The sequence below is a fragment of the Dialister micraerophilus genome, from assembly GCF_947090205.1.
Taxonomy (GTDB): Bacteria; Bacillota; Negativicutes; order Veillonellales; family Dialisteraceae; genus Dialister; species Dialister micraerophilus.
The window spans coordinates 240743-263104 of sequence record NZ_CAMUNF010000001.1 but is presented as its reverse complement, the minus strand read 5'-3'; the positions used below and the strand labels follow the sequence as shown (position 1 = coordinate 263104).

Below are 22362 nucleotides of genomic sequence, written 5' to 3'. Positions count from 1 at the left end.
AAGTGTTTTGAAATTAAAAGGCGGGAGTCATTGTCGTATCGATGACTCCCGTCTCTTACGTTCTAAAACTTTACGGTGTATAATATATAGTAATGTTATACTTAATACAGAATATAGAATTTTAAGGTAAATTTTGAAATGAACCGATGGAGGTAAAATATATGAGTAAACCTCTTGTAGCAATAGTAGGAAGACCCAATGTCGGAAAATCTACAATAATAAACGGACTTGCGCAGAAAAGAGTATCAATTGTAGAAGATCTGCCGGGAGTTACACGTGACAGAATTTATTGTGATGCACAGTGGCTCGATAGAGAATTTACTTTAATAGATACAGGCGGAATAGAATTTCGTGAAGAAGCGGATCAAATTTCAGACGGAATAAGAATGCAGGCACAATTGGCCATAGAAGAAGCGGATGTAATTTTATTCGTAACCGATGTACGTGTCGGACTTTTGGATGACGATGTAACTATTGCCGAAATACTTAGAAAAACCGGAAAACCTGTTGTAGTTGCAGTAAATAAAGTAGACACCGAAGCACAGGAAATGGACGTTTACGAATTTTATGCTTTGGGCTTGGGAGATCCCATAGGCATATCTGCAAGCAATCGTGTAGGATTCGGAGATTTACTTGACAAAATATCCGAAGGATTTCCGAAGTATGAAGCTCGTGAGTCTGAAGATATAATACGAACAGCCATAGTGGGAAGACCGAATGTCGGCAAATCTACTTTGGTAAATTCGTTACTCGGATATGAAAGATCTCTTGTTGCCGATGAAATGGGAACAACTCGTGATGCAATAGATTCTTTATGGACACATAAAGGTAAAAAATTCGTTTTGGTAGATACCGCCGGAATGAGAAAGAAAAATAAAATTGATGAACCGCTTGAAAAGTACAGTGTAATAAGATCTATAAGAGCAATAGATGACTGCGATGTTGCGGTATTTGTTTTGGATGCAAAAGACATGCTTACAGAACAAGATAAAAAAATCATCGGATATATACATGAAGCAGGAAAAGGTCTTATTTTGATGGTAAATAAATGGGATATTGTAGAAAAAGACACTCATACATCAGTAGACTTTGAAAAGAAAATACGAGACGGACTTCCATTTGCACCGTATGTAAGAATTTTGTTCGGCTCCGGACTTACAAAACAGCGTATACATAAATTGGGAGATTTGATTTACAGTGTTGCGGAACAGCAAAGTATGCGTATATCAACATCCGTATTGAATGATTTGCTTGAAGATGCAAAAATTATAAATCCGCCGCCGGCACATGCAGGAAAACTTGCGAAAATTTACTACATGACACAAGTAGGTATAAGACCGCCAACATTTGTAATGTTTGTAAATGATGTAAACTTGATTCATTTTTCATATGTAAGATATATAGAAAACAGACTTAGAGAATCATTCAGTTTTTCAGGTACACCGATCAGAATTGTTGTACGAAGCAAGAGGGACGGTGAAGAAGTTTGCTAAAATCATATATAGTGATTTTTTTAGCATATTTTATAGGTGCGATTCCAAGCGGATATTGGATAGGTAAAGTTTTTTACAAAGTAAATTTGAAAAAAGAAGGCAGCAAAAATATAGGTGCAACAAACGCATATCGTGTGCTTGGGAAAAAAGCCGGAGCAGCCGTATTTATATGTGATGTAGCAAAAGGATTTATTGCAGCATCTTTAGGATCATTTTCTCCTGAAATTGCATTATATTGTGCAGTAGCTGCACTTATAGGCAATAATTGGTCTATATTTCTCAAATTTAAAAGCGGAAAAGGTGTTGCGTGCGGACTTGGAGCATTTACGTATCTTTGTCCTCTTGCAACACTTGCCGCATTTATTGTATGGCTTGTAATATTCTTATGGAAAAAAATAGTATCGCTTGCATCTATAATTTCAGTACCGTTCGTACCTTTGGTAATGTACTTTGCCGAAAAACCGTGGCAATATGTTTTGTTCAGCGTATTGGCAGGTATTTTGGTTATATTCAAGCATAAAAGTAATATAGAACGATTGATAAAGGGAGAAGAAAAGCAAATTATCAAATAGAGGAGGTAATATTTTGAAAATATCTATGATAGGAGCAGGGGGATGGGGAACCGCACTGACACATGTATTATCAAAAAAACACGATTCTCTATTTTTATATTGCAGAAATGAAAAAAAGGCTGAAAAACTCAGAAAAACACGTATAAATGAAGAATATTTGCCGGGAGTTATTTTGTCCGATAAAATAAATATTTCTTCAGATTTGGAAAATGTAGTGAAAGATGCGGATTGCGTTATACTCTGCACACCTTCAAAAGCTGTTGAATCTACTGTAAGTCAAATCGAAAAATATTTGAAAAAAGATGTAATAACAGTTTGTGCATCAAAAGGACTTGCGGATAATAAAGGCACACGTTTGTCGCAAGTCATAGCAAAAAAACTTTCAAAAGTTACAAATAAAATAGTTGCACTTTCAGGACCCAATCATGCCGAAGAAGTAGGGGAAGATAAACCTTGTGCGACAGTTGCGGCATCATGCGATGAAGACGCTGTAAGATTTGTACAAGATATATTTATGTCTCCGATGTTCAGAGTATACAGAAGTGATGATATTTGCGGAGTAGAATATGCAGGAGCATTGAAAAATATTATTGCTTTGGCTTGCGGAGTGCAAGACGGATTGGGATTGGGAGATAATTGTCGAGCGGCTTTAATGACAAGAGGACTTACTGAAATAACACGATTCGGAATATCATTCAATGCTAAAATGAGTACATTTTTAGGACTTGCGGGAATGGGAGATCTGATTGCCACCTGTACAAGTATTCATAGCCGAAACTACAGAGCGGGCAGAGCGCTTTCAGAGGGTAAAACCGCAAAGGAAATAATTGAAAGTACAAGCATGGTTGTAGAAGGAATAAGAACGGCAAAACTTGTCAATGAGATAGCGGAAAGAAAAGGTATAGATATGCCTATAACTAAAGAAATATGCCACCTTTTGGAAGGAAAGCACTCACCGCAAGAATCTTTGGAAGTACTCATGACAAGAACGAAAAAATCCGAAACTGAAGGATATTTATTTGACAAAGAGGAATTTTTTATAAAACCATGAAAATAATTGCGGGAACTGCAAAAGGGACTCAACTTAAATCCCCTGAAGGAATGAATACCAGACCGACATTGGGAAAAGTAAGAGAAAGCATTTTCAATGTACTGTCGAACGTAGGACTTTTGGAAACAAATATACTCGACATATTTGCCGGAACGGGTGCTATGGGATTGGAAGCGCTGAGCAGAGGCGCATCGACAGCAACGTTTATTGATAAAGTTACTGCAAATGTAATAAAAGAAAACGCAAATCGTTGTAAATTCACAAATAAAGTCGAGATTTTAAAAAAAGAAGTACATACGGCACTTAAAGTATTGCAAAAAAAACACTATGACTATATATTCATGGATCCACCTTATAAAAAAGGTTACGTGAATGATATAATGCAATGTATTTTTGCTTGCGATTTACCTAGGGACAATGCTATTATTATAGTTGAGCATTCGTCTTTTGAAGAAATAGATTTCGAAAAACATGCAAATTATTGCAGGCTTTGGAAAGAAAAAAAGTCAGGTAATATAATCGTGACTTATTTAATCTGCAAAAGATTAGGGGAATAATGATGAAAACAGCTATTTATCCCGGAAGTTTCGATCCGGTGACATATGGTCATCTTGATATAATAAAAAGAAGTGCGAAATTTGTAGACAGATTGATCGTAGCTGCTTTTATAAATCCTAATAAAAAACATATGTTTACAATAGAAGAACGTATGGATATGTTGAAAGAAACTACGAAAACGATTCCTAATGTCGAAGTAGATGCATTTGACGGACTTCTTTATGAATATGCAAAAAAAAGAAAAGGATATTTTCTCATAAGAGGACTTAGGGCATTCAGCGACTTTGATTATGAATTTCAACGTGCGATGATGATAAAAGAAATAGATTCGAGATTGGAAACATTATTTCTTATGACCGACATGAAATATTCATACATATCATCTACAGGAGTTCGTGAGTTGGCACATTTTGCAGGTCAAATAGATCGAATGGTACCGCCATATGTAGCGAAGAAAATTAATTTAAAAATACATTCTGTGAAAAAGTGAGGCACTCAAGATGGATACAAGAAAACTGCTTGAAGAACTTGAAAATGTAATTATGAATGCAGGAGATGTACCGTTTACAAACAAAAAAATGATAGACGGTGATGAAGTGGCAAGATTAATTGATGCAATTAATCAATCTTTACCCAATGAACTTGACAGTGCAAGAAGAATTGTTTCAGATAAAGAAAGAATTTTGTTGGAAGCTGAAAAGAAAGCGGACGATACGATTGCACAAGCCAAGGATTACATTGCACGTATTACCGAAGAAAGTGAACTTGTAAAGCAAGCGCAAGAAAGAGCAAATGAAGTTGTGTCTTCGGCAAATAAATCTGCAGAAGAATTAAGAACCGGATCTGTGACATATGCAACCGACGTTTTGAAATATTTGGAAACAAATATAGAAAATGTACTTGAAGATTTAAAAAAGAATCGAGAAAGTTTGATCGCGTCCAACTCGGCATCAAAAAAACAAAATAGCAAATAACACATAGGCGGTCAATGAGATCGCCTTTTTTATTAAGGATATACAATGAAATCTGCAATTTTAAAAAAACGTATATTGATTGTTACAATATTTATATTTTCGTTGATTTGCTTATATTGGATTTATTTTGAATACAATACATCTGAAAATCCTGAAATAAATACCATAAACGAAAGTGTGAACGATACCGGGAAAATATATGTATATGTTGCCGGCGGAGTAAACTCACCCGGAGTTTATGAAGTATCGAAAGGTACAAGAATATATGAAATAATAAAAAAAGCCGGAGACACCGTACCGTATGCAGACATGAAAGACATTCACTTGGAAAAATCTGTAAATGAAGATACAAAAATTTATATACCGGTCGATATAGATAAAGCGACAACTTCAAAATCACTTGTGAATATCAATACTGCAAATGAAATTGAACTTAGAATTTTACCGGGAGTAGGAGTGGCAACCGCAAAGAAAATATTGGACTACAGAGAAGAACACGGAAAGTTCAAAACAAAAGAAGAACTAAAAGAAATTTCAGGCATAGGAGAAGGAAAATATAGTAAATTATCGGATAAAATAACAATATGAGCCGGAAGAATATATTTTTTATAATTGCAATTCTGTTTGCAACAGGAATACTCATACAAATCGAATTTAATATAAGCAAAACTATAATTGCAATAGTTTTAACTTTCTTAATTGTATGTTCATCAATACTTTTAATAAATAAAAAACGGAGTACAGGACTTATGTTTTGTGCTCTTTTAATTTGCATTGTCGGAATGGTAAGAATATGTATATTTGATATTCAATCGTCAAACGATGCATACCAACTTATAGGGAACGATGTAACCTTGAGAGGAACAATAGCGGAATCACCGATATTGTATGCGAAAGAAGCCGGAAGCGTATATCTTTTGAAACTTGACGAACTTGTACATCAAAACGGGAAAAAAGAAAAAGTTTCAGGATACTTGCGTGTATATGACGACTACTATGCATTTTTTTATGAACCCGGAGATTACATAGAAACGACAGGAACGGTAAAATCATTCAATGAATTTAAAAATCCGGGGAAAGCGGAATATAAAAATGTAAATAAAGGAAAACATATAATAGGTATATTGTTGCCGAAAAAAGGGTCATCGGTAATAGAAAAAACAAATAGCTATTACATAGAAAGAATTTGTAAAAAAATAAAAGACAAAATAGAAAATACATTTTCAAAGTATGTAACAGATAAAAATCTTCCCATATTGATGAGTTTGCTTTTCGGAGGTAACTACAACAATATTTCACCTAAAGAAATAGAAGCATTTTCAACAACCGGAATAATACATATATTATCCGTATCGGGATCACATATAACACTTTTGTTCGGATTTATATACATGCTCGGGAAATGGTTTCAATTGAAAGAAAAATCCATATTGATTTTAACTACGGCGGCGATTTTTATATATGCGGCAATATCGGGATTTTCACCGCCGGTAATTCGTTCATCCATAATGGGATTTTTGGCAATAGTTGCGATATTTTCGGAGAGAGAAAAACAAGCCTTGAATGTACTTGGAGCAACTGTATTCATAATGCTTATCGTAAATCCTTACTATATAAGCGACATAAGTTTTCAACTGTCGGTAGGTGCATCCGCAGGAATTTTAATATTTTATAAACCGATAGAAATAAAACTTGAAAAAATAATTTCATATAAACGTATAACACAAGCTGCTGCACTTTCGATATCCGCACAACTTTTGATAGTGCCGATTATACTGTACAACTTTCATAACTTTCCGATATATTTTATATTCAGCAACATATTTGTCACACCCTTGTTGGATTTTGTAATAATACTCGGACTTACAGCGGCAATTTTTGTATGGATACTTCCTCCGCTTTCAGGCGGAATACTTTACATAACGGATTACATACTGGAATTTTCACTTATAATAAATCATTTCATAGCAAATCTTCCTAAAGCGAGATACTTGACAGGAGGAATGAATTTATCTGAAGTTTTGACTTACTACGGAGCAATACTGTTTGTATATGTAAATAAAAAAATACGAAAAGAAAAAATAATGTATATAGGAAGTATAAGTCTATTGAGTCTGCTTATTATAACGACAATATACTTGAAAATTACTGAAGAAAAAGAGTATGTAATTATACCGGACACCGGGAAAACAGTTTCTGCAGGAATAATAAGTAAAAACGAAAAAATTTTATACTATGAATATAAAGGAAATAGATTTTCAGGAAAGGAATTTAAATCTGTTCTTGAATATTACGGAATAGGAGAAACCGATATTTTAATATTAAATATAAACGGAACCGAAAATATAAACACAATTCCCGATATACCGGCAAAGAAAATATTGATTATCGGAAAAGATAAAAATCAGTTGATAAATCAATTGCAGAAAAAAGGTTACTTTGTTGAAAATGCACAAAATAAAACAATAAAATACAAACAAGATTTAAATATACATGTAAATAATGAAGACTGTATCATAGAAAGAAAAGATAATGCGATTTATTTCATGCACGGCAATTTCTCAAATACATTGAAAACGAAAAAAGGAATACTTTTTATTGAATGTAATGAAAAAACAAGAAAAAGAAATGAAATAAAACAAAATGACTTTGAAGTATTTTTTTCAAAATCAGACAAAAAACAAAAAAATGAAGGAAACGAAATAAATGTTTCGGATACAGGTATGATAAAATTGAATTATAAAGATAAATGGACTCTTGCCAATTGAGGAGGAATATAATTGACTCATAAAAAAAACTGCTATTTTTTATACGGAGAAGATGTAGTTGCGGTAAATACAAGGCAAAAGGAAATATTGAAAAATTATTTCACGCAAGGAAATCCCGAAATTACGGTATTTGAATCTGACGGAACATATGAAGCATATAAAAATCGATTGGAAAGTCAATCGTTATTTTCCGAAAATATAGCAGTTATTATAAATAATCCTTTTTTCTTAAAGAAAAAATCGCAATCGGAAAAAGAAGAAAAAGAATTTTTGAGTTTTTTGAATGTTTTAAGTAAGTTAAATGACGACACGTTAGTTATCATTGCACAAGAAGGAAAAATAGATAAAAGAATAAAAAATTTTAAATTATTGATGAATATATGCAACGTAATTGAATGTGCGATGTTGAAATCTTCGACAGGAATTGAAAAAATGGTCGAAAAATTTCAAAAAAACGGCAAAACGTTAAGTTATGATGCAAGAGAATACTTGGAAGAAGTGTTAAGTTCGTGGAGTGAAATTTCCGAATCATTGCTTGCTACGGAATGCGATAAAATTTTACTTATGGCGGACAAATCGAAAGTAATAGACAGAAAACTTCTCGAAGAAGCACTTCCCGATTATATGAATCAAGTAATTTTCAGATATGCGGATCAGTTATTTTCAAAGAATATTGCTGCAATACTTCAAAATACCGATCATGTATTTTACGATACATCAAGTGAAATAAAAAATATCGGTTTTATTTCATCTCAATTAAGAAAAATAAAAATTATAAAAGAGATGCAAAGAGAAGGAAAATCAAGCTCCGAAATTTCAAATAAATTGAAAATTAAAAGTCAATGGCAAATGAAACGTTTAATGCAAACTTCACGAAAACTGAAAGAAAATGAAGTTGAAGAGTTAATATTGGATTTATTCGAATATCAATATGAACAACGTCATGGACAAACGGAAAGAACGATAAAAGATGTATTTTTAAAATTTTGCAGAAAAAGTAAAGGCGGTAATTTGTGAGATACAGATGGAAAAGGATAACTTGTGCAGGTGTACTTGTTTTTGCGTTGATAATTGCAGTACTGCCGTTTTTATGGGTGAGTGAAGGAAAAGTTATTCCCGGAATGAAATCGGGTAAATCTGATATAGGCGGAAAAACGGAAAAAGAACTTAATATATTTTTGAACGATGAATTAAAAAAATTTGAAGAGAAAAAAATAATTTTAATTTATAAAAATATAAAAGAAGAAATTCCCGTTAAAGATTTACAATTGAAGTTAAATGAAGAGACAGTAGAAAAAATACTGAAAACAGGACGTGACGGAAATGCTTTTGAAAATTGGTTTACACGTTGGAAAGTTCTGCTTTCTTTTGAAGATGCCGTATCGGATTATAAATTCAACAAAGAAGTATTGAATAAAAAAATAGAAGAAATAATACAAAAATATAGTAAAGAACCGAGAGATACCCTGCCTGTCATTCATGATGACGGAACGGTTACATTCGATGACGGAGTTCCGTATTTAAAGATTGATAAAGACAAATTGACGGAAAAAATTACTTTTGCAATAGAACACGGAAATCTTGATGCTGTTGAAATTCCGGTATCGGAAGAAAAGTTACCGTCATTGACAAAAGATCAAATCAAGAATATTACAAATGTAATCGGTAAATATACTACGACATTCGGAGGAGATTATAATCGAAGCAGAAATATAGAAATTGCCGCAAACAGTATAAACGGAACTATAATAATGCCGGGTGAAAGTTTTTCTTATAATCATGCAACAGGATCTCGCAGTGCCGACAACGGATATTTATCCGCACCCGTTATAGTAGGCGGGAAAATGGTCCCCGGAACGGGCGGAGGAGTGTGTCAGGTAAGTTCAACCTTGTTCAATGCGTTGTTATATTCGGGACTTGAAGTATTGGAAAGAACATCGCACTTCAGTCCGATATCATATACACCTATAGGGCAAGATGCAACTGTTGCCGAAGGGTACCTGGATTTGAAATTTAAAAACAATTTGAAAAATGCAATATACTTGTATACCGAATATTCACCGGGAATTATTTCCATATACATACTCGGCGCAAAAGAGGATGTTCCGAATCATGTAGAAGTATTTAACAACGGAGTCAAGACATTACCGTTTGAAGTGGTAAAAAAAGTAGATACAAGCATAAAAGAGAATATAAAAACGGAATACGGACATGAAGGATATAGGACTTCAATAACACAAAGAGCTACATGGAATGACGGAAGAGTCCATGAAGATACATTTGCATCGGATTATGAACCGGTGAATACGGTAGTTTATTATGCAAGTGAAGCTTTAAAAAACAGTGACGGAAAGCTCGACAAAAATAAAGATAAAATAAATAAAAACGTCAAATCCGAAAAATCAAAAGAGGTCGAAAAGAAATCGGATGATACCGAAAAAGAATCGACAATAGATTTGAAAAGATAAAGACATCTGACCGGAGGGGAATTTTAATGGGGAAGTATCGACTTCAAGCAAGAAAGAAAGATGCTTTGATTACGGTATTGGAAGTAGATACTGAAAGTCGTGCATGGCATTTGAAAGCGGACAACAAAGAAGCCGCAATAAAAAGTTTGGCAGAAATGTCTGAAGAACTTAAAGGCATAGAATCATTCTTTGTAAACGGTGAAGATGTAACGAGTTATGTACTTTCACAAAAAGAAAATTTGAATGAAAAAAAAGAAAGTACACCGATTTTTGAATTACCGGAAATAAAATCTGCAAGTAATATTGAAAATATAGTGTTACCTTCTATTGAAGAAATAAAAAAAGCCGGAGAATTTTCTCAAAAAAACAATTTTAAACAAGATAAACCCGTAAAGTTGTCAATGCCGGAAACTTTGCCGGTTTTGAAATGCAAAAAAGAAAAGAAAAACATTAAAAAGTTTGACGGAATGTTTATAGGTAAAAAAATACCTTCCGGAGATCGTATGGATATTCGTGATATAAGAGGTGAAACCGGAAATATCATCATACAAGGTAAAGTTGTATCTTTTGAAATAAAAGAATTGAGACCGGATCCTCGTACAAAAGCGGAAAGACGTCTTTTGATAATGGATGTTGCCGATGATACAAACGGAATATCTTGCAAAAAGTTTTTCAATAATGCAACGGAGGCCGAAGCTGTCGAACAATATTTAAAAAAAGGAATGTTTGTAAAAATTCGCGGCAGCGTACAGCTTGATAATTTCAGCGGCGGATTGGTCATGCAAATAGCACAAATGTGCGTGTGTGAAGTTGAAAAAATCGAGCATAAAGATGATGCGGAGCTTACACGTGTAGAATTGCATTTACATACGAAAATGAGTCTTGACGGACTTATTGATAATGAAGAAATAATAAAAACTGCAAAAGAATGGAATCATCCTGCAGTGGCGATTACAGATCACGGTGTAATTCAGGCCTTTCCGAAAATACAGGAAATAGCTGCGAAATATAAACAAAAAGTCATCTACGGAATGGAAGGGTATATGATAGAAAACATACCCGAAGATGTGGATGCGGACAGACAAAAATATAATCACATAATAGTTCTTGCAAAAAATATGACAGGAATGCGTAATTTATACAGACTTGTCACTATTTCGCATCTTAAATTTTTCCGTAAAAGACCTTTGATGCCAAAAGCCATATTGGAAGAATTTCATGAAGGGCTTTTATATGGAACTGCTTGTGTAGCGGGAGAGTTTTTCCGTGCCGTTTTGAATAAAGAAAGTGACGAAGAACTTATAAAGCGTGCGAAGTTTTATGACTATTTGGAAGTTCAACCTGTCGGAAATAACGCTTTCATGATTAAAGACGATAAATATGCGGATGTAAACAGCGTTGAAGATTTACAAAGATTGAACAAGAGAATTATAGAAATAGGTGAAAAAGCAAATATTCCCGTTTGTGCAACTTCGGATGCACATTATATGTTTAAAGAACAAAGTCGTAAAAGAGAATTGCTTTTATCCATGTGGGAAAAATCAGGTGAAGCGGAATCTCATCCTCCTGTATATGTACGTACAACGAAAGAAATGTTGGAAGATTTCAATTACTTGCCGGAAGAAAAAGCGAAGGAAATAGTAATAACGAATACACGAAAAATTGCAGATTCCTGTGAATGGATAGAGCCGCTTGCCGAAGAATGGAAATCGTATAATCCTAAAATTTCCGGTGCCGATGATAAATTGGTTGATATGTGTTATGAAAATGCATACAGAATTTATGGAAATCCGCTGCCGAAAATAGTAAAAGACAGACTTGAATTGGAATTGACACCTATCATAAGACACGGCTACGGTGTTTTATACTATATTGCACATAAATTGGTTAAACATTCAAACGACAGAGGCTACCTTGTAGGCTCGAGAGGTTCGGTAGGATCGTCATTTGTCGCCACAATGGCACAAATTACCGAAGTAAATCCGCTTGAACCGCATTATGTATGTCTTAATTGTCATTGGAGTCATTTTTACACCGACAATTCAGTGGGATGCGGATTCGATTTACCAAATAAAAAATGTCCGAAATGCGGAAATGAATTGAATAAAGACGGACATAATATTCCGTTTGCAGTATTTTTGGGATTTGACGGAGATAAAGTTCCCGATATAGATTTGAATTTTTCATCCGGAGACGATCAAGCGGTAGCACATAAGTACACTGAAGAATTATTCGGCAGGGATAACGTATTTCGTGCAGGTACAATAGCCGGAATACAAGACAGAACGGCATTCGGACTTGTAAAAAAATATGCGGAAAACAGACAACTTAATGTAAATGATATATTTATAGAAAGCTTATCATCCGACATAGTAGGAGTAAAAAGAACTACAGGACAGCATCCGGCAGGAATAATGGTTTGTCCTCGTGATATGGATATACATAACTTTACTCCGCTTCAATACGCTGCAAACAAGAAACATGAAAAAGATGAAGACGGAAATATAATACCCGGAACGATTACCACACATTTTGATTATCATTCAATATCCGGACGTATGTTGAAATTGGACATACTGGGTCACGATGATCCTAAAATCATAAGAATGCTTCAAGACATAACGGGGGTGGATCCGTTACATATACCGTTTAACGAACAAAAAGTATTGTCTTTATTTCAAAATACCGATGCATTGGGAATAAGTTCAGAGCAATTGGAAAAAGTGATAGGACATAAAGGTGTAAAAGTGGGCGCTATAGGACTTCCCGAATACGGAACACCTTTTGTAAGAGTTATGCTTGAAGATACGAAACCTAAGAATTTTTCCGAACTTGTGCGCATATCAGGGTTTTCACACGGTACCGATGTATGGCTTAACAATGCAAAAGATTTGATAACAAGCGGAAAAGTAAAATTGGAAGAAGCGATTTCCACACGTGATGACATAATGAACTACTTGATGAAACATGGTGTAGATGCTTTAGTTTCATTTAAAACAATGGAAAACGTAAGAAAAGGTAAAGGATTGGAAAAGGGCAACTCAAACAATGAAAAATATATCAGAGAAGCAAATGTACCTGAATGGTTTATACAATCATGTAAAAAAATATCCTATCTTTTCCCCAGATCTCATGCGGTAGCATACGTAATGATGGCGTTCAGAATTGCATGGTTCAAAGTTTATTATCCGTTGGCATTTTATGCATCGTACTTCACTATCAGAGCCGAAGGCTCATTCAATTCATTGATCATATTGAAAGGTTTAGAAGCACAGCGTAAAGAAATTTTGAGAATTTCAAGCTTGGAACGACCTACAAATGTAGATAAAGAAAATGCCACAGTTATAGAAGTGGCAGCGGAGATGTACTTGAGAGGATACGAATTTTTACCTATAAGTCTTACGGAAAGCGATGCATATGAATTTAAAATCGTAGACGGAAAACTTTTACCTCCGTTTAATTGCATACCGGCACTTGGAAATCAAGTAGCGAAAGAAATAGTTCAAGCAAGGGAAGAAGCTCCGTTCACCTCAAAAGAAGATTTGAAAAAAAGAGGGAAAGTAAGTCAATCGGTTATAGAAACAATGGAAGAAATGAAAATGCTCGAAAATCTTCCGGACGAAGAACAAATCAATTTATTTACTTTTTGATAAATACTTATAAATTCGGTTTGATATGAAATATTTTTTGATATATAATAAAACAATATCTATTTTAAGGAGGATGCAATGGCAAAGTATATTAATGAACCGGCACATACATTTAACGAGTATTTACTTATTCCGGGATATTCATCATGTGAGTGTATTCCGTCAAATGTTTCTTTAAAGACACCTTTGGTAAAATTCAAGCGTGGAGAAAAACCCGCAATTGAATTGGAAGTTCCTATGGTTTCGGCTATTATGCAGGCAGTATCCGGTGAAAAGCTGGCTGTCGAATTGGCTAGAAACGGTGGTATATCATTTATTTACGGATCTCAGACACCTGAAGATGAAGCCGCAATGGTAGCACGCGTTAAAGCACAAAAGGCGGGATTTGTGTCCAGTGATTCAAATTTATCACCGAACAATACACTGGCAGATATACTTGCACTTAAAGAAAAAACAGGACATTCGACAGTAGCAATTACCGAAGACGGAACTGCAAGCGGTAAACTTGTAGGAATAGTTTCAAGTCGTGATTATCGTGTAAGTCGCATGAAAAAGACAGATAAAGTTTCCACATTCATGACACCTTTGGATAAATTGGTAACTGCGAAATTCGGAATTACATTATCCGAAGCGAATGATATTATTTGGGATAATAAAATAAATTCACTCCCTGTTTTATATGAAGATGGAAGACTTTACGGTTTTGTATTCAGAAAAGACTATGATTCACATCGTGAAAATCCGCATGAAATGTTGGATGCACAAAAGCGTTTTATTGTAGGAGCCGGAATAAACTCGAGAGATTATGCGGAAAGAGTACCGCTTCTTGTAGATGCAGGTGCTGATGTACTTTGTATAGATTCATCTGAAGGGTTTTCCGAATGGCAGAGAATTACAATCAATTGGATTCGTGAAAAATACGGCGATAAAGTAAAAGTTGGAGCCGGTAACGTTGTCGACAGAGAAGGATTTCTTTTCCTTGCAGAAGCAGGAGCCGACTTTGTAAAAGTAGGTATAGGCGGAGGATCTATTTGTATCACTCGTGAAACCAAAGGAATCGGTCGTGGACAGGCGACAGCGGTAATTGAAGTATGTAAAGCAAGAGATGAATACTTCGAACGTACAGGAATATACGTACCGGTTTGCTCCGACGGCGGTATAGTACACGATCATCACATCACATTGGCATTGGCAATGGGCGCAGACTTTGTAATGCTCGGAAGATATTTTGCACGTTTTGACGAATCACCCTCACAAAAGAGAACTGTCGGCGGAACGGTAGTAAAAGAATATTGGGGAGAAGGTTCCAATAGAGCAAGAAACTGGGGACGTTATGATTTAGGTGTAGGAGAAAAGAAACTTCAATTTGAAGAAGGTGTAGACTCATACGTTCCGTATGCAGGTGCATTAAAAGAAAACTTGGCAAAAACTTGCAGTAAAATAAAAGCAACAATGTGTAACTGCGGTGCATTGACAATTCCGGAATTACAGGAAAAAGCAAAATTGACATTGGTATCCTCAACTTCGATAATCGAAGGCGGAGCACACGATGTTATAAGAAAAGAAAAAGACGGCGAAAATTAATCGCTCAATAAAAAATGCTCCGTTTAAAAGCGGAGCATTTGTGTTGTAAAAGGAAGATTTGATTTATGAAAAAACATATAATCGTAATTACAACCGGCGGAACAATTGCAATGAAAGAAGATCCTATAACGAAAAAATTGATTCCTGCAGTATCCGGAAAAGATTTGATAGATGCAATTCCTGAAATCGAAAAATATGCAAAACTTGATATAATTGAATTTTCAAACAAGCCGAGCGGGTACATGACAATAGAAGATATGTTTGAATTGTCAAAGAAAATCGATGAACTTGCCGTAAATAAAAATATAGACGGATTTGTAATCACTCACGGTACGGATACTTTGGAAGAAACTGCATTTTTTCTGAGTGTTTCTTTGCAAACAGAAAAACCGGTATGTGTAACAGGTGCCATGAAAGGTGCGGCAGAAGTAGGATATGACGGTTACGGAAATATATTGTCATCAATTCGTACGGCAGCATGTGACGAAACATACGGAAAAGGCGTACTTGTATGTTTCAATGAGAAAATATATAATCCGGAAGATGTGACAAAGACACATACAACATGTAACGACACATTTAAATCTCCGGAATGGGGACCGATTGGAGTAGTATATTCCGATGAAATTTATTTTTCCCGAACTCATAAAAGAAGGATGAAGATACATTCAGATTCCATAAAAAAAGATGTATGGATAATAAAATGTTATTCCGGAATGGACGGAAAATTATGTAAACTGGCAAAAGAAAACAATGCATCCGGAGTTGTCATAGAAGGTTTGGGATGCGGAAATGTACCGCCTTTATGTAAAGACGGAATTATAGAACTTAGAAAAGCCGGTATACCTGTAGTATTGGCGACGAGAGTACATACGGGACTGATAAAAGAAGAATACGGATATGACGGAAGTGCCATGAGTATGAAAGAATTCGGAATAATACTTTCTAGAAATCTGTCATCCGTAAAAGCTAGAATTTTACTTGCGTTGGCACTGGGAAAAACTGATGATATAGAAGAAATAAGAAAATATTTTAAATGAAAAAAACGTTTGAAGAGTAAAGTTATTTCTTAAAACAATTAGGAAATATTCAACTCTTTCAAACGTTTTTGTTATTTGTCGGAAATAAGAGAAGTATCACGTACAAACTCTTGACTCATATCATTATGTCCTGTAAGTGAATTAATCGGAGAACCTTCCACGAAAAATTTCACCTTTTTTATGTTTGCAAATTCGGTTAAAGTATTTACCGTAATTGCAATAAGCAAATTTTCCGAAGTACTTCCTTTTTGGATATTTTTCAATTCTTTTGAAAAATTGACTATTGCCGTACCGTCTTCGACATATACGGATTTTACCGAAAGTCCTTCAGGTAAAAAAGGATATTTTGAATTTCTGTCGAAACGTATCATTTCTTCGACAGCCGTTTTCGGAGTGGCATCGGATGCAATTACCGATTTCGTTACCGGAATAATATGTGAGGCATCACTTGAAACTTTATAATAAGTCAATTTTGCATTTTTCTGTGCAGGAATTTCTTCTTGAGTTTTAGAAGGAACATTTTCAGGTTTTTGCAAAATATCGGTTCCACATCCGCAAAGAGTCAGCACTAAAAGGGAAATTGCCGGTGCTATCCATATTTTTTTCATAAATTCTCCTCTTCAATTCGTTTAAAATAATCTTCGAAACCTTCATATAATGATTTCGCCAATGCATCGGAAGCCCAAGCTTTTGTAAGCATTTTTACACGATCTGGATTTGATATATAGCCCAATTCGATTAAAGTTGACGGCATTTTTGTATGTACATTTACATATAAATTACTTGCACGGACGCCTCTGTCGGGAATGGAAGTGTTTCTTAAAACTGCATGATTGAGTGAAGATGCGAGAATGAAATCCTTTTTTGTTTTTTCCGTATAGTAAGACGTTGTACCGTCAACCTCGGGATTTGAAAAAGCATCTATATGAATAGAGAGGAAAACATCTGCATTATTGTTGTTTGCCACATCTGCACGTGCCTGAAGTTCTGTCGTACCGTCTGCAAAAGGTGCATACACGTCATTATCTCCTGTACGAGTCATGAGTACCTTTGCACCGGATGAGGTAAGAAGAGCTTCCAATTTTTTCGCAACTTCAAGTGTAATGGTTTTTTCATAAACGTCATTTCCGTCAAGTTTTCCTATTGCGCCAGTGTCCGAACCTCCATGACCGGGATCTATACAAATAATTTTACCGTTTAAAACAGATTTTTTTACTTCGGTTTTATTTATTTTCGGAGTTTCAAAAATTGTCTGCTTAGCACCGGGAATAGGTATATCTATTACAAGACGATGAGGTTTATCTGCATTTTTATCCGCTTTAAGTGCGAAAATAGAAATATTTTTCATTTTTTGAGATTGCGTCAATGCAAAATCCAAGTAAGTATCATCGTCTTTTTCGGAAACCGTAGCAAAATCTATTATACGATGATCCATATCATCATATTGATGAGGTATAGAACCTTTGGAAGTATTTCTTAAAATAATTTCAAGATTTTTACCCTCGTTATCCATTGCTGCTTCTGCATAAACAGGTTTTGACAAATCCACTACAACACGCATGAAAGGCGGATCTTTATCATTTCGTGAACTGTATCTGAGATTTGTCACGACCGAGTTTTGTGCGGAAACACAAGATACAGAAAATAAAGTTAAGATAATCATTGCAAAGATTATCAAAAGTTTATTGATTAGTTTCATTTTATACCTCTTTAGTATGTATAATGAATTGTTATACAAAAATTGTTTTGTATTTATTATAACATTGATTTATATAAATAAATTTTATTCACGAAATTTATGCAATTATAATAATGTCCGTTTTTAATTTTTTTGACTATTCGAGATAAAAATAAGTTATAATAAGTGTGCGGTAAAGATATTTAGTGAATACATTGTAAAGAATATATTATAATATGCAGCAATATATGACATGGGCGCTATAATGTAGTAAAATAAATAATATTTATTAAAAGGAATTTATGATGTGTCGTTTAAAAGATATATTTAAAAAAGCAATATTTATAATTTTGGCAATAAGTGTTTTATGTTTTTCCGGATGTGCAATGAACAATTCGAATGAACAGGACAATGTCGCTCAAAACAATCAGAAAGTTTTGAAACCCGGAGTTGCCGTTCCTAAAAGAGATAAAAATGTAAAATACAGTGTCCCTGAAGGAGTATCCGTTTTGATGTATCATATGATTGGAGATATTCCGGGAAACGATGCCGTTATGACAGAGAAAAATCTCAGAATGCAAATGCAATATTTAAAAGATAACGGATATCATCCTATAACGATGCAGGAACTTTATGATTATGTATCTAAAGGAGCGGCATTGCCGGAGAAACCTGTTTGTATTACATTTGATGACGGGTATCATGACAGTTATACTATAGTTTATCCAATGATGAAAGAATTCAATTTTCCGTGGACGTTGTTTTTGATAACCGATGATGTCGGAAAAGCTTATAATCGTATGACATGGGAAGAACTTAAAGAAATGGCCGACAGCAATACCGTGACCATTGCCAATCATACTCTTTCACATCCAAAGTTGCACAATTTATCATCACGTAAAGAAAAAGAAAATGAAATTGAAGGTGCTCAAAAAGCATTGAAATATCATTTGAATATTGATAACGCATGGATAGCTTATCCATATGGTGATTACGATGAAGAGGTAATAGATATATGTGTCAAGGCCGGCATAAAACTTGCATTGACAACGGATGCAGGACGTGTACATGAGGGCAGTTATCCATATGAATTGAAGCGTGTATACATCGGAAATAATGTAGATATGCATCATTTTGCGGAACGATTGATGAAAGATGATTATTCCACGCTTTAAAAAATTTGTATTAACAGGGGTAAGGATGAAAAAATTATTTAAAAGTTTAATTTTTAAATTTATACTAATAACAATATTATTCTTTATTATTACATCTCCGATTGTTGTGCTTTTCGGACCTTTCGGTAACCTTAAACGTGCGGTTGTCGGAGCGATTATGCGTTCAAGACATCCGCAGTATATTACATGGCTTTTCAACAGTGAACAGCTTAATCAAATACTTGGAACGGTTAAAAGTACTGACCAGCAAAAATTATTTAATTTTAAAGTAAAAACTGATTCCACTTTGACTTTACATAAAATAGAAACACAGCGATTTGTGGGATATCTTTTGGAAATTCCAAATCCTAAAAGAGTTCAGGTATGCACAGCTGCAGATATAAATGAAAAAGGTGATACTACAAGTAATATCGCACGTAATGCCGGAGCTGTAGCGGCGATTAACGGCGGAGGATTTTATGATCCGAACGGTACCGGTACGGGAAGACTGCCTTACGGATTTATTTTGCACGAAGGAAAATATCTTTTGGGTGAACAAGTTGATGAATCTGAAAAGGTTGATTTTATAGGTATGACAAAAGGCGGCAATTTAATTGCCGGTATGTATAATAAGAAAGAATTGAGTGAACTCGGAGCAATTGAAGGTCTTTCATTCGGACCCCCGCTTATAATAAACGGAGAGAAAGTAATTAAAAGCGGCGACGGAGGATGGGGAATAAGTCCACGTTCAGCGATAGGACAAAAGAAAGACGGGACGGTATTGTTCCTTGTAATTGACGGAAGACAGCCGGGTTACAGTATAGGTGCGACTTTGGTAGATGTGCAGAATATTATGTATGAACAAGGTGCATATATTGCTGCAAACTTGGACGGAGGTTCAAGTACCACATTGTATTACAACGGTAATGTAATTAATAAGCCGGCAGATTTGTTGGGAGAACGTATGATTCCTACCGCTTTTGTCGTTAAATAAGGGGTATAAGTGTGAAAAAGAAATTAATAACTCTTGTAACGTTTTTCATAATAGGTATAGGGGTGCAAGCTGCAGCGTATGTTTACCTTGATCAAGTTCTTTTTGCACCGTTGGCAAGTCATGATTATGACGTGTCGGACTTGAATGATAAAAAAGTTGACGAAGCAAGAAAAAATATTTTTTCAAAAATAAAAATAAAAGGTAAAGCATATTATTCTCATGATTATCAGTACATGGCAGATGTAACTGAAGATTCCGTAACCATATATAATGCCGGAGATTTATCAAATCCTCAAAATGTTGTACTTAAAGGACAAGGTGTTTCTTATTTCGATTGGATGCCCGACAGAAATTTGGCGCTTATGGCGTTATATCCTAAAAACTGGAAAGGCGGACAGTGGAATGTAACTCTTGCAAGATATAATCCTGAAGGTACAGTTCATGAGTCGGATGCTCCGATTAACGATTTACCGAAAAACAGTAAAATTGTAGATGCTGCATATTCTACAGCGACAAACGTTGTGTATATGAAAATGGAAGTAGGAGACGGCTTGTATAGAATTTACAGAACGGATGCAAATTATGATACACGCAGAATATATTTGCAATCTTCTCATATAGGTAAAATTGCAGTATTTTATGACGAAGACAGATTGTTTTATGATGATACCGAACGCGGTACAATGTATACTTTTGACGGTTCTGACGGCTCTTGGAGAGTTATTTCACCTCCGGGTATGTACAGATTGGTCGGCGTAGGTAAAGATAAAACTATTTATGCGGTAAAAATAAATTCAAAAAAAGAAGCTGTAAGTTATTGTGTAGGTAAGCTCGGAGTAGGATTTGAAGAAGTGAAATCTTTGGAAACTCCCGTAGATTTCAATTCCGTTACAGTTCACATGATAGCGGAAGCCGTATTGCAATCTGAAAAGCAAAAAAAATAAGAAGCTCGGCTTCTTATTTTTTTACTCTGAAATCTTGATATATATATCTGTATAAGTTAAAATGATAAGAATTGTGGTCGGAAAGGAGTGCATAAAGTGGGAAAAAACTGTGAAGTAAACAACAGAATAATTGTGGCATTGGATATGAATTCCTTTGATAAAATGAAAGAAATGGTAGATGAATTGGGAGATGCCGTTTCTTTTTATAAAGTAGGAATGGAATTGTACTACAGTGTCGGACAAAAAGCTGTTGAATTTTTAAAAAGTAAAAATAAAAAAGTTTTTTTGGATTTGAAATTGCATGACATACCGAATACGGTAGGACACAGTGTATATTATCTTACAAAATTGGGAGTAGATTTATTAACTGTGCATGCGGCAGGTGGAAGTAGGATGCTTGAAAGTGCAGTTCATTATGCAAAAATTGCAGCTGAAGAAGAAGGAATAGAAGTTCCGAAAATTTTAGGCGTAACGGTTTTAACTGCAATTGATGAAGAAGCATGGAAAGAAATTGGCAGCAAATTATCTATAAAAGACAGCGTTATAAATTTTGCAAAAATCGCAAAAAAATCCGGACTTGACGGTGTAATAGCATCTCCTAAAGAAGCTCGAATGATACGAGAAATTTCCGGCGATGAATTTCTTATAGTTACACCTGGAATACGTCCGAAGTTTGCAAGTGCAAACGATCAAAAACGTATTACTACACCGAAAGAAGCAATAAATAACGGTGCAACTCTTTTAGTGATAGGAAGACCGATTACTCAAGCGGAAAATCCGAGACATGCTGCAGAATTGATAAATGAAGAAATAAGGGAGGCAATATAATGAACGAGAAAGAAGTAGAAGCATTATTGAGAGAAACAAAAGCAATTCTTGAAGGGCATTTTCTTTTAACATCCGGACTGCACAGTTCGCTTTATGTAGAAAAATTCAATGTATTGCAGCATCCGAAGTATACACGTGAATTATGTAAGGAGTTTGCAAAATATTTTAAAGATAAAGGAATAGAAACCGTAATAGGGCCGGCAACAGGAGGAATAATTTTATCTCACGTTACTGCAGATTTATTGGGAGTTCGTGCAATATTCACCGAGCGTGAAAACGGAAAAATGAAATTCAGAAGAGGATTTAAAATAAAGCCCGGCGAAAAAGTGTTGATAGTTGAAGACATCGTTACAACCGGAGGATCCATAAAAGAAGTTGTAGATGCCGTAAATCAGGAAAAAGGCGATATTGTAGGTGTAGGACTTTTCGTAGACCGTTCCGGAGGAAAAGCCGAACTTGGAGTACCTCAAGAAAAAGTGCATGCTTTGCTGCATTTGGAAGTACCTACATTCAAAGCTGAAGAATGTCCTAAATGTTTGAAAAAAATTCCTTTGACCGAAAGAGGAAGTCATCATTTGAAAAAATAAATATTTGAAATAAAAATCA

The 22362-nt window shown here is 34.8% G+C and carries 20 protein-coding genes; 18 read left to right on the top strand and 2 right to left on the bottom strand.

Features of this window, described 5'->3' with window-relative positions:
• The first annotated feature begins 161 nt into the window (after positions 1-161).
• The 13 genes from der to P6922_RS01210 all read left to right on the top strand — a co-directional run bounded on the left by der (position 162) and on the right by P6922_RS01210 (position 16158).
• Positions 162-1493: a ribosome biogenesis GTPase Der gene (gene der, locus P6922_RS01270; protein ID WP_276873643.1), complete on the top strand. Its 1332-nt coding sequence runs from the start codon at positions 162-164 to the stop codon at positions 1491-1493.
• Positions 1487-2065 carry a glycerol-3-phosphate 1-O-acyltransferase PlsY gene (gene plsY, locus P6922_RS01265; protein WP_007555253.1) on the top strand — a complete coding sequence of 193 codons (579 nt, stop codon included), beginning with the start codon at positions 1487-1489 and terminating at the stop codon, positions 2063-2065. The genes der and plsY overlap by 7 nt, the downstream gene beginning before the upstream one ends.
• 13 nt (positions 2066-2078) lie before the next feature.
• Entirely contained in the window at positions 2079-3116 is a 1038-nt protein-coding gene (locus P6922_RS01260) for an NAD(P)H-dependent glycerol-3-phosphate dehydrogenase (protein ID WP_276873641.1), read from the top strand.
• Complete coding sequence (rsmD, locus tag P6922_RS01255; protein ID WP_007555309.1) at positions 3113-3673, top strand: 16S rRNA (guanine(966)-N(2))-methyltransferase RsmD; 561 nt, start codon at positions 3113-3115, stop codon at positions 3671-3673. Before P6922_RS01260 ends, rsmD begins: the two co-directional genes overlap by 4 nt.
• Before the next feature lie 2 nt (positions 3674-3675).
• Positions 3676-4164 carry a pantetheine-phosphate adenylyltransferase gene (gene coaD, locus P6922_RS01250; protein WP_007555186.1) on the top strand — a complete coding sequence of 163 codons (489 nt, stop codon included), beginning with the start codon at positions 3676-3678 and terminating at the stop codon, positions 4162-4164.
• A 10-nt stretch (positions 4165-4174) separates the two neighbouring features.
• On the top strand, positions 4175-4648 hold the full coding sequence (locus P6922_RS01245; RefSeq protein ID WP_007555311.1) for an ATP synthase subunit B family protein: 474 nt from the start codon (positions 4175-4177) through the stop codon (positions 4646-4648).
• A gap of 45 nt (positions 4649-4693) precedes the next feature.
• Complete coding sequence (locus P6922_RS01240; RefSeq protein ID WP_276873639.1) at positions 4694-5236, top strand: helix-hairpin-helix domain-containing protein; 543 nt, start codon at positions 4694-4696, stop codon at positions 5234-5236.
• Positions 5233-7416, top strand: a complete 2184-nt coding sequence (locus P6922_RS01235) for a ComEC/Rec2 family competence protein (protein ID WP_276873637.1) — start codon at positions 5233-5235, stop codon at positions 7414-7416. The genes P6922_RS01240 and P6922_RS01235 overlap by 4 nt, the downstream gene beginning before the upstream one ends.
• Positions 7417-7428: 12 nt before the next feature.
• Positions 7429-8433 (top strand): DNA polymerase III subunit delta, encoded by a 1005-nt coding sequence (holA, locus tag P6922_RS01230; protein ID WP_276873634.1) that lies wholly within the window; start codon positions 7429-7431, stop codon positions 8431-8433.
• Positions 8430-9884 (top strand): VanW family protein, encoded by a 1455-nt coding sequence (locus tag P6922_RS01225; RefSeq protein ID WP_276873631.1) that lies wholly within the window; start codon positions 8430-8432, stop codon positions 9882-9884. Before holA ends, P6922_RS01225 begins: the two co-directional genes overlap by 4 nt.
• Positions 9885-9910: 26 nt before the next feature.
• Positions 9911-13534, top strand: a complete 3624-nt coding sequence (locus tag P6922_RS01220) for a PolC-type DNA polymerase III (RefSeq protein WP_276873628.1) — start codon at positions 9911-9913, stop codon at positions 13532-13534.
• A 78-nt stretch (positions 13535-13612) separates the two neighbouring features.
• On the top strand, positions 13613-15118 hold the full coding sequence (locus P6922_RS01215; protein ID WP_007555193.1) for an IMP dehydrogenase: 1506 nt from the start codon (positions 13613-13615) through the stop codon (positions 15116-15118).
• Positions 15119-15183: 65 nt separating this feature from the next.
• A complete protein-coding gene (locus P6922_RS01210; RefSeq protein ID WP_276873625.1) occupies positions 15184-16158 on the top strand; it encodes an asparaginase in 975 nt (324 codons plus the stop codon).
• Positions 16159-16229: 71 nt separating this feature from the next.
• Here P6922_RS01210 and P6922_RS01205 read toward each other — a convergent pair whose 3' ends face one another.
• Both P6922_RS01205 and P6922_RS01200 read right to left on the bottom strand, forming a co-directional pair.
• A complete protein-coding gene (locus P6922_RS01205) occupies positions 16230-16766 on the bottom strand; it encodes a GerMN domain-containing protein (protein WP_276873623.1) in 537 nt (178 codons plus the stop codon).
• Positions 16763-17857 carry an N-acetylmuramoyl-L-alanine amidase family protein gene (locus P6922_RS01200; RefSeq protein WP_276873619.1) on the bottom strand — a complete coding sequence of 365 codons (1095 nt, stop codon included), beginning with the start codon at positions 17855-17857 and terminating at the stop codon, positions 16763-16765. The genes P6922_RS01205 and P6922_RS01200 overlap by 4 nt, the downstream gene beginning before the upstream one ends.
• Positions 17858-18222: 365 nt before the next feature.
• Here P6922_RS01200 and P6922_RS01195 point away from each other — a divergent pair, with 365 nt between their 5' ends.
• From P6922_RS01195 to pyrE, 5 genes are all read left to right on the top strand, one after another.
• Complete coding sequence (locus P6922_RS01195) at positions 18223-19011, top strand: polysaccharide deacetylase family protein (RefSeq protein ID WP_256998178.1); 789 nt, start codon at positions 18223-18225, stop codon at positions 19009-19011.
• A 25-nt stretch (positions 19012-19036) separates the two neighbouring features.
• On the top strand, positions 19037-19984 hold the full coding sequence (locus P6922_RS01190) for a phosphodiester glycosidase family protein (protein WP_035062578.1): 948 nt from the start codon (positions 19037-19039) through the stop codon (positions 19982-19984).
• Positions 19985-19995: 11 nt separating this feature from the next.
• Positions 19996-20928: a hypothetical protein gene (locus P6922_RS01185; RefSeq protein ID WP_276873617.1), complete on the top strand. Its 933-nt coding sequence runs from the start codon at positions 19996-19998 to the stop codon at positions 20926-20928.
• A 96-nt stretch (positions 20929-21024) separates the two neighbouring features.
• The gene (pyrF, locus tag P6922_RS01180) at positions 21025-21756 is read left to right on the top strand and encodes an orotidine-5'-phosphate decarboxylase (RefSeq protein WP_276873614.1); all 732 of its coding nucleotides are present in this window, start codon (positions 21025-21027) and stop codon (positions 21754-21756) included.
• Positions 21753-22343, top strand: coding sequence for an orotate phosphoribosyltransferase (pyrE, locus tag P6922_RS01175; RefSeq protein WP_040014007.1), 591 nt, complete (start codon positions 21753-21755; stop codon positions 22341-22343). The genes pyrF and pyrE overlap by 4 nt, the downstream gene beginning before the upstream one ends.
• The last annotated feature ends 19 nt before the right edge of the window (positions 22344-22362 follow it).

What these genes read in the sequence shown, in the direction of transcription:
- der (WP_276873643.1), top strand. Translation starts at nt 162, where the DNA reads ATGAGTAAACCTCTTGTAGCAATAGTAGGAAGACCCAATGTCGGAAAA.
- rsmD (WP_007555309.1), top strand. Translation starts at nt 3,113, where the DNA reads ATGAAAATAATTGCGGGAACTGCAAAAGGGACTCAACTTAAATCCCCT.
- coaD (WP_007555186.1), top strand. Translation starts at nt 3,676, where the DNA reads ATGAAAACAGCTATTTATCCCGGAAGTTTCGATCCGGTGACATATGGT.
- P6922_RS01245 (WP_007555311.1), top strand. Translation starts at nt 4,175, where the DNA reads ATGGATACAAGAAAACTGCTTGAAGAACTTGAAAATGTAATTATGAAT.
- P6922_RS01240 (WP_276873639.1), top strand. Translation starts at nt 4,694, where the DNA reads ATGAAATCTGCAATTTTAAAAAAACGTATATTGATTGTTACAATATTT.
- P6922_RS01235 (WP_276873637.1), top strand. Translation starts at nt 5,233, where the DNA reads ATGAGCCGGAAGAATATATTTTTTATAATTGCAATTCTGTTTGCAACA.
- P6922_RS01220 (WP_276873628.1), top strand. Translation starts at nt 9,911, where the DNA reads ATGGGGAAGTATCGACTTCAAGCAAGAAAGAAAGATGCTTTGATTACG.
- P6922_RS01215 (WP_007555193.1), top strand. Translation starts at nt 13,613, where the DNA reads ATGGCAAAGTATATTAATGAACCGGCACATACATTTAACGAGTATTTA.
- P6922_RS01210 (WP_276873625.1), top strand. Translation starts at nt 15,184, where the DNA reads ATGAAAAAACATATAATCGTAATTACAACCGGCGGAACAATTGCAATG.
- P6922_RS01205 (WP_276873623.1), bottom strand. Translation starts at nt 16,766, where the DNA reads ATGAAAAAAATATGGATAGCACCGGCAATTTCCCTTTTAGTGCTGACT.
- P6922_RS01200 (WP_276873619.1), bottom strand. Translation starts at nt 17,857, where the DNA reads ATGAAACTAATCAATAAACTTTTGATAATCTTTGCAATGATTATCTTA.
- P6922_RS01195 (WP_256998178.1), top strand. Translation starts at nt 18,223, where the DNA reads ATGAACAATTCGAATGAACAGGACAATGTCGCTCAAAACAATCAGAAA.
- P6922_RS01190 (WP_035062578.1), top strand. Translation starts at nt 19,037, where the DNA reads ATGAAAAAATTATTTAAAAGTTTAATTTTTAAATTTATACTAATAACA.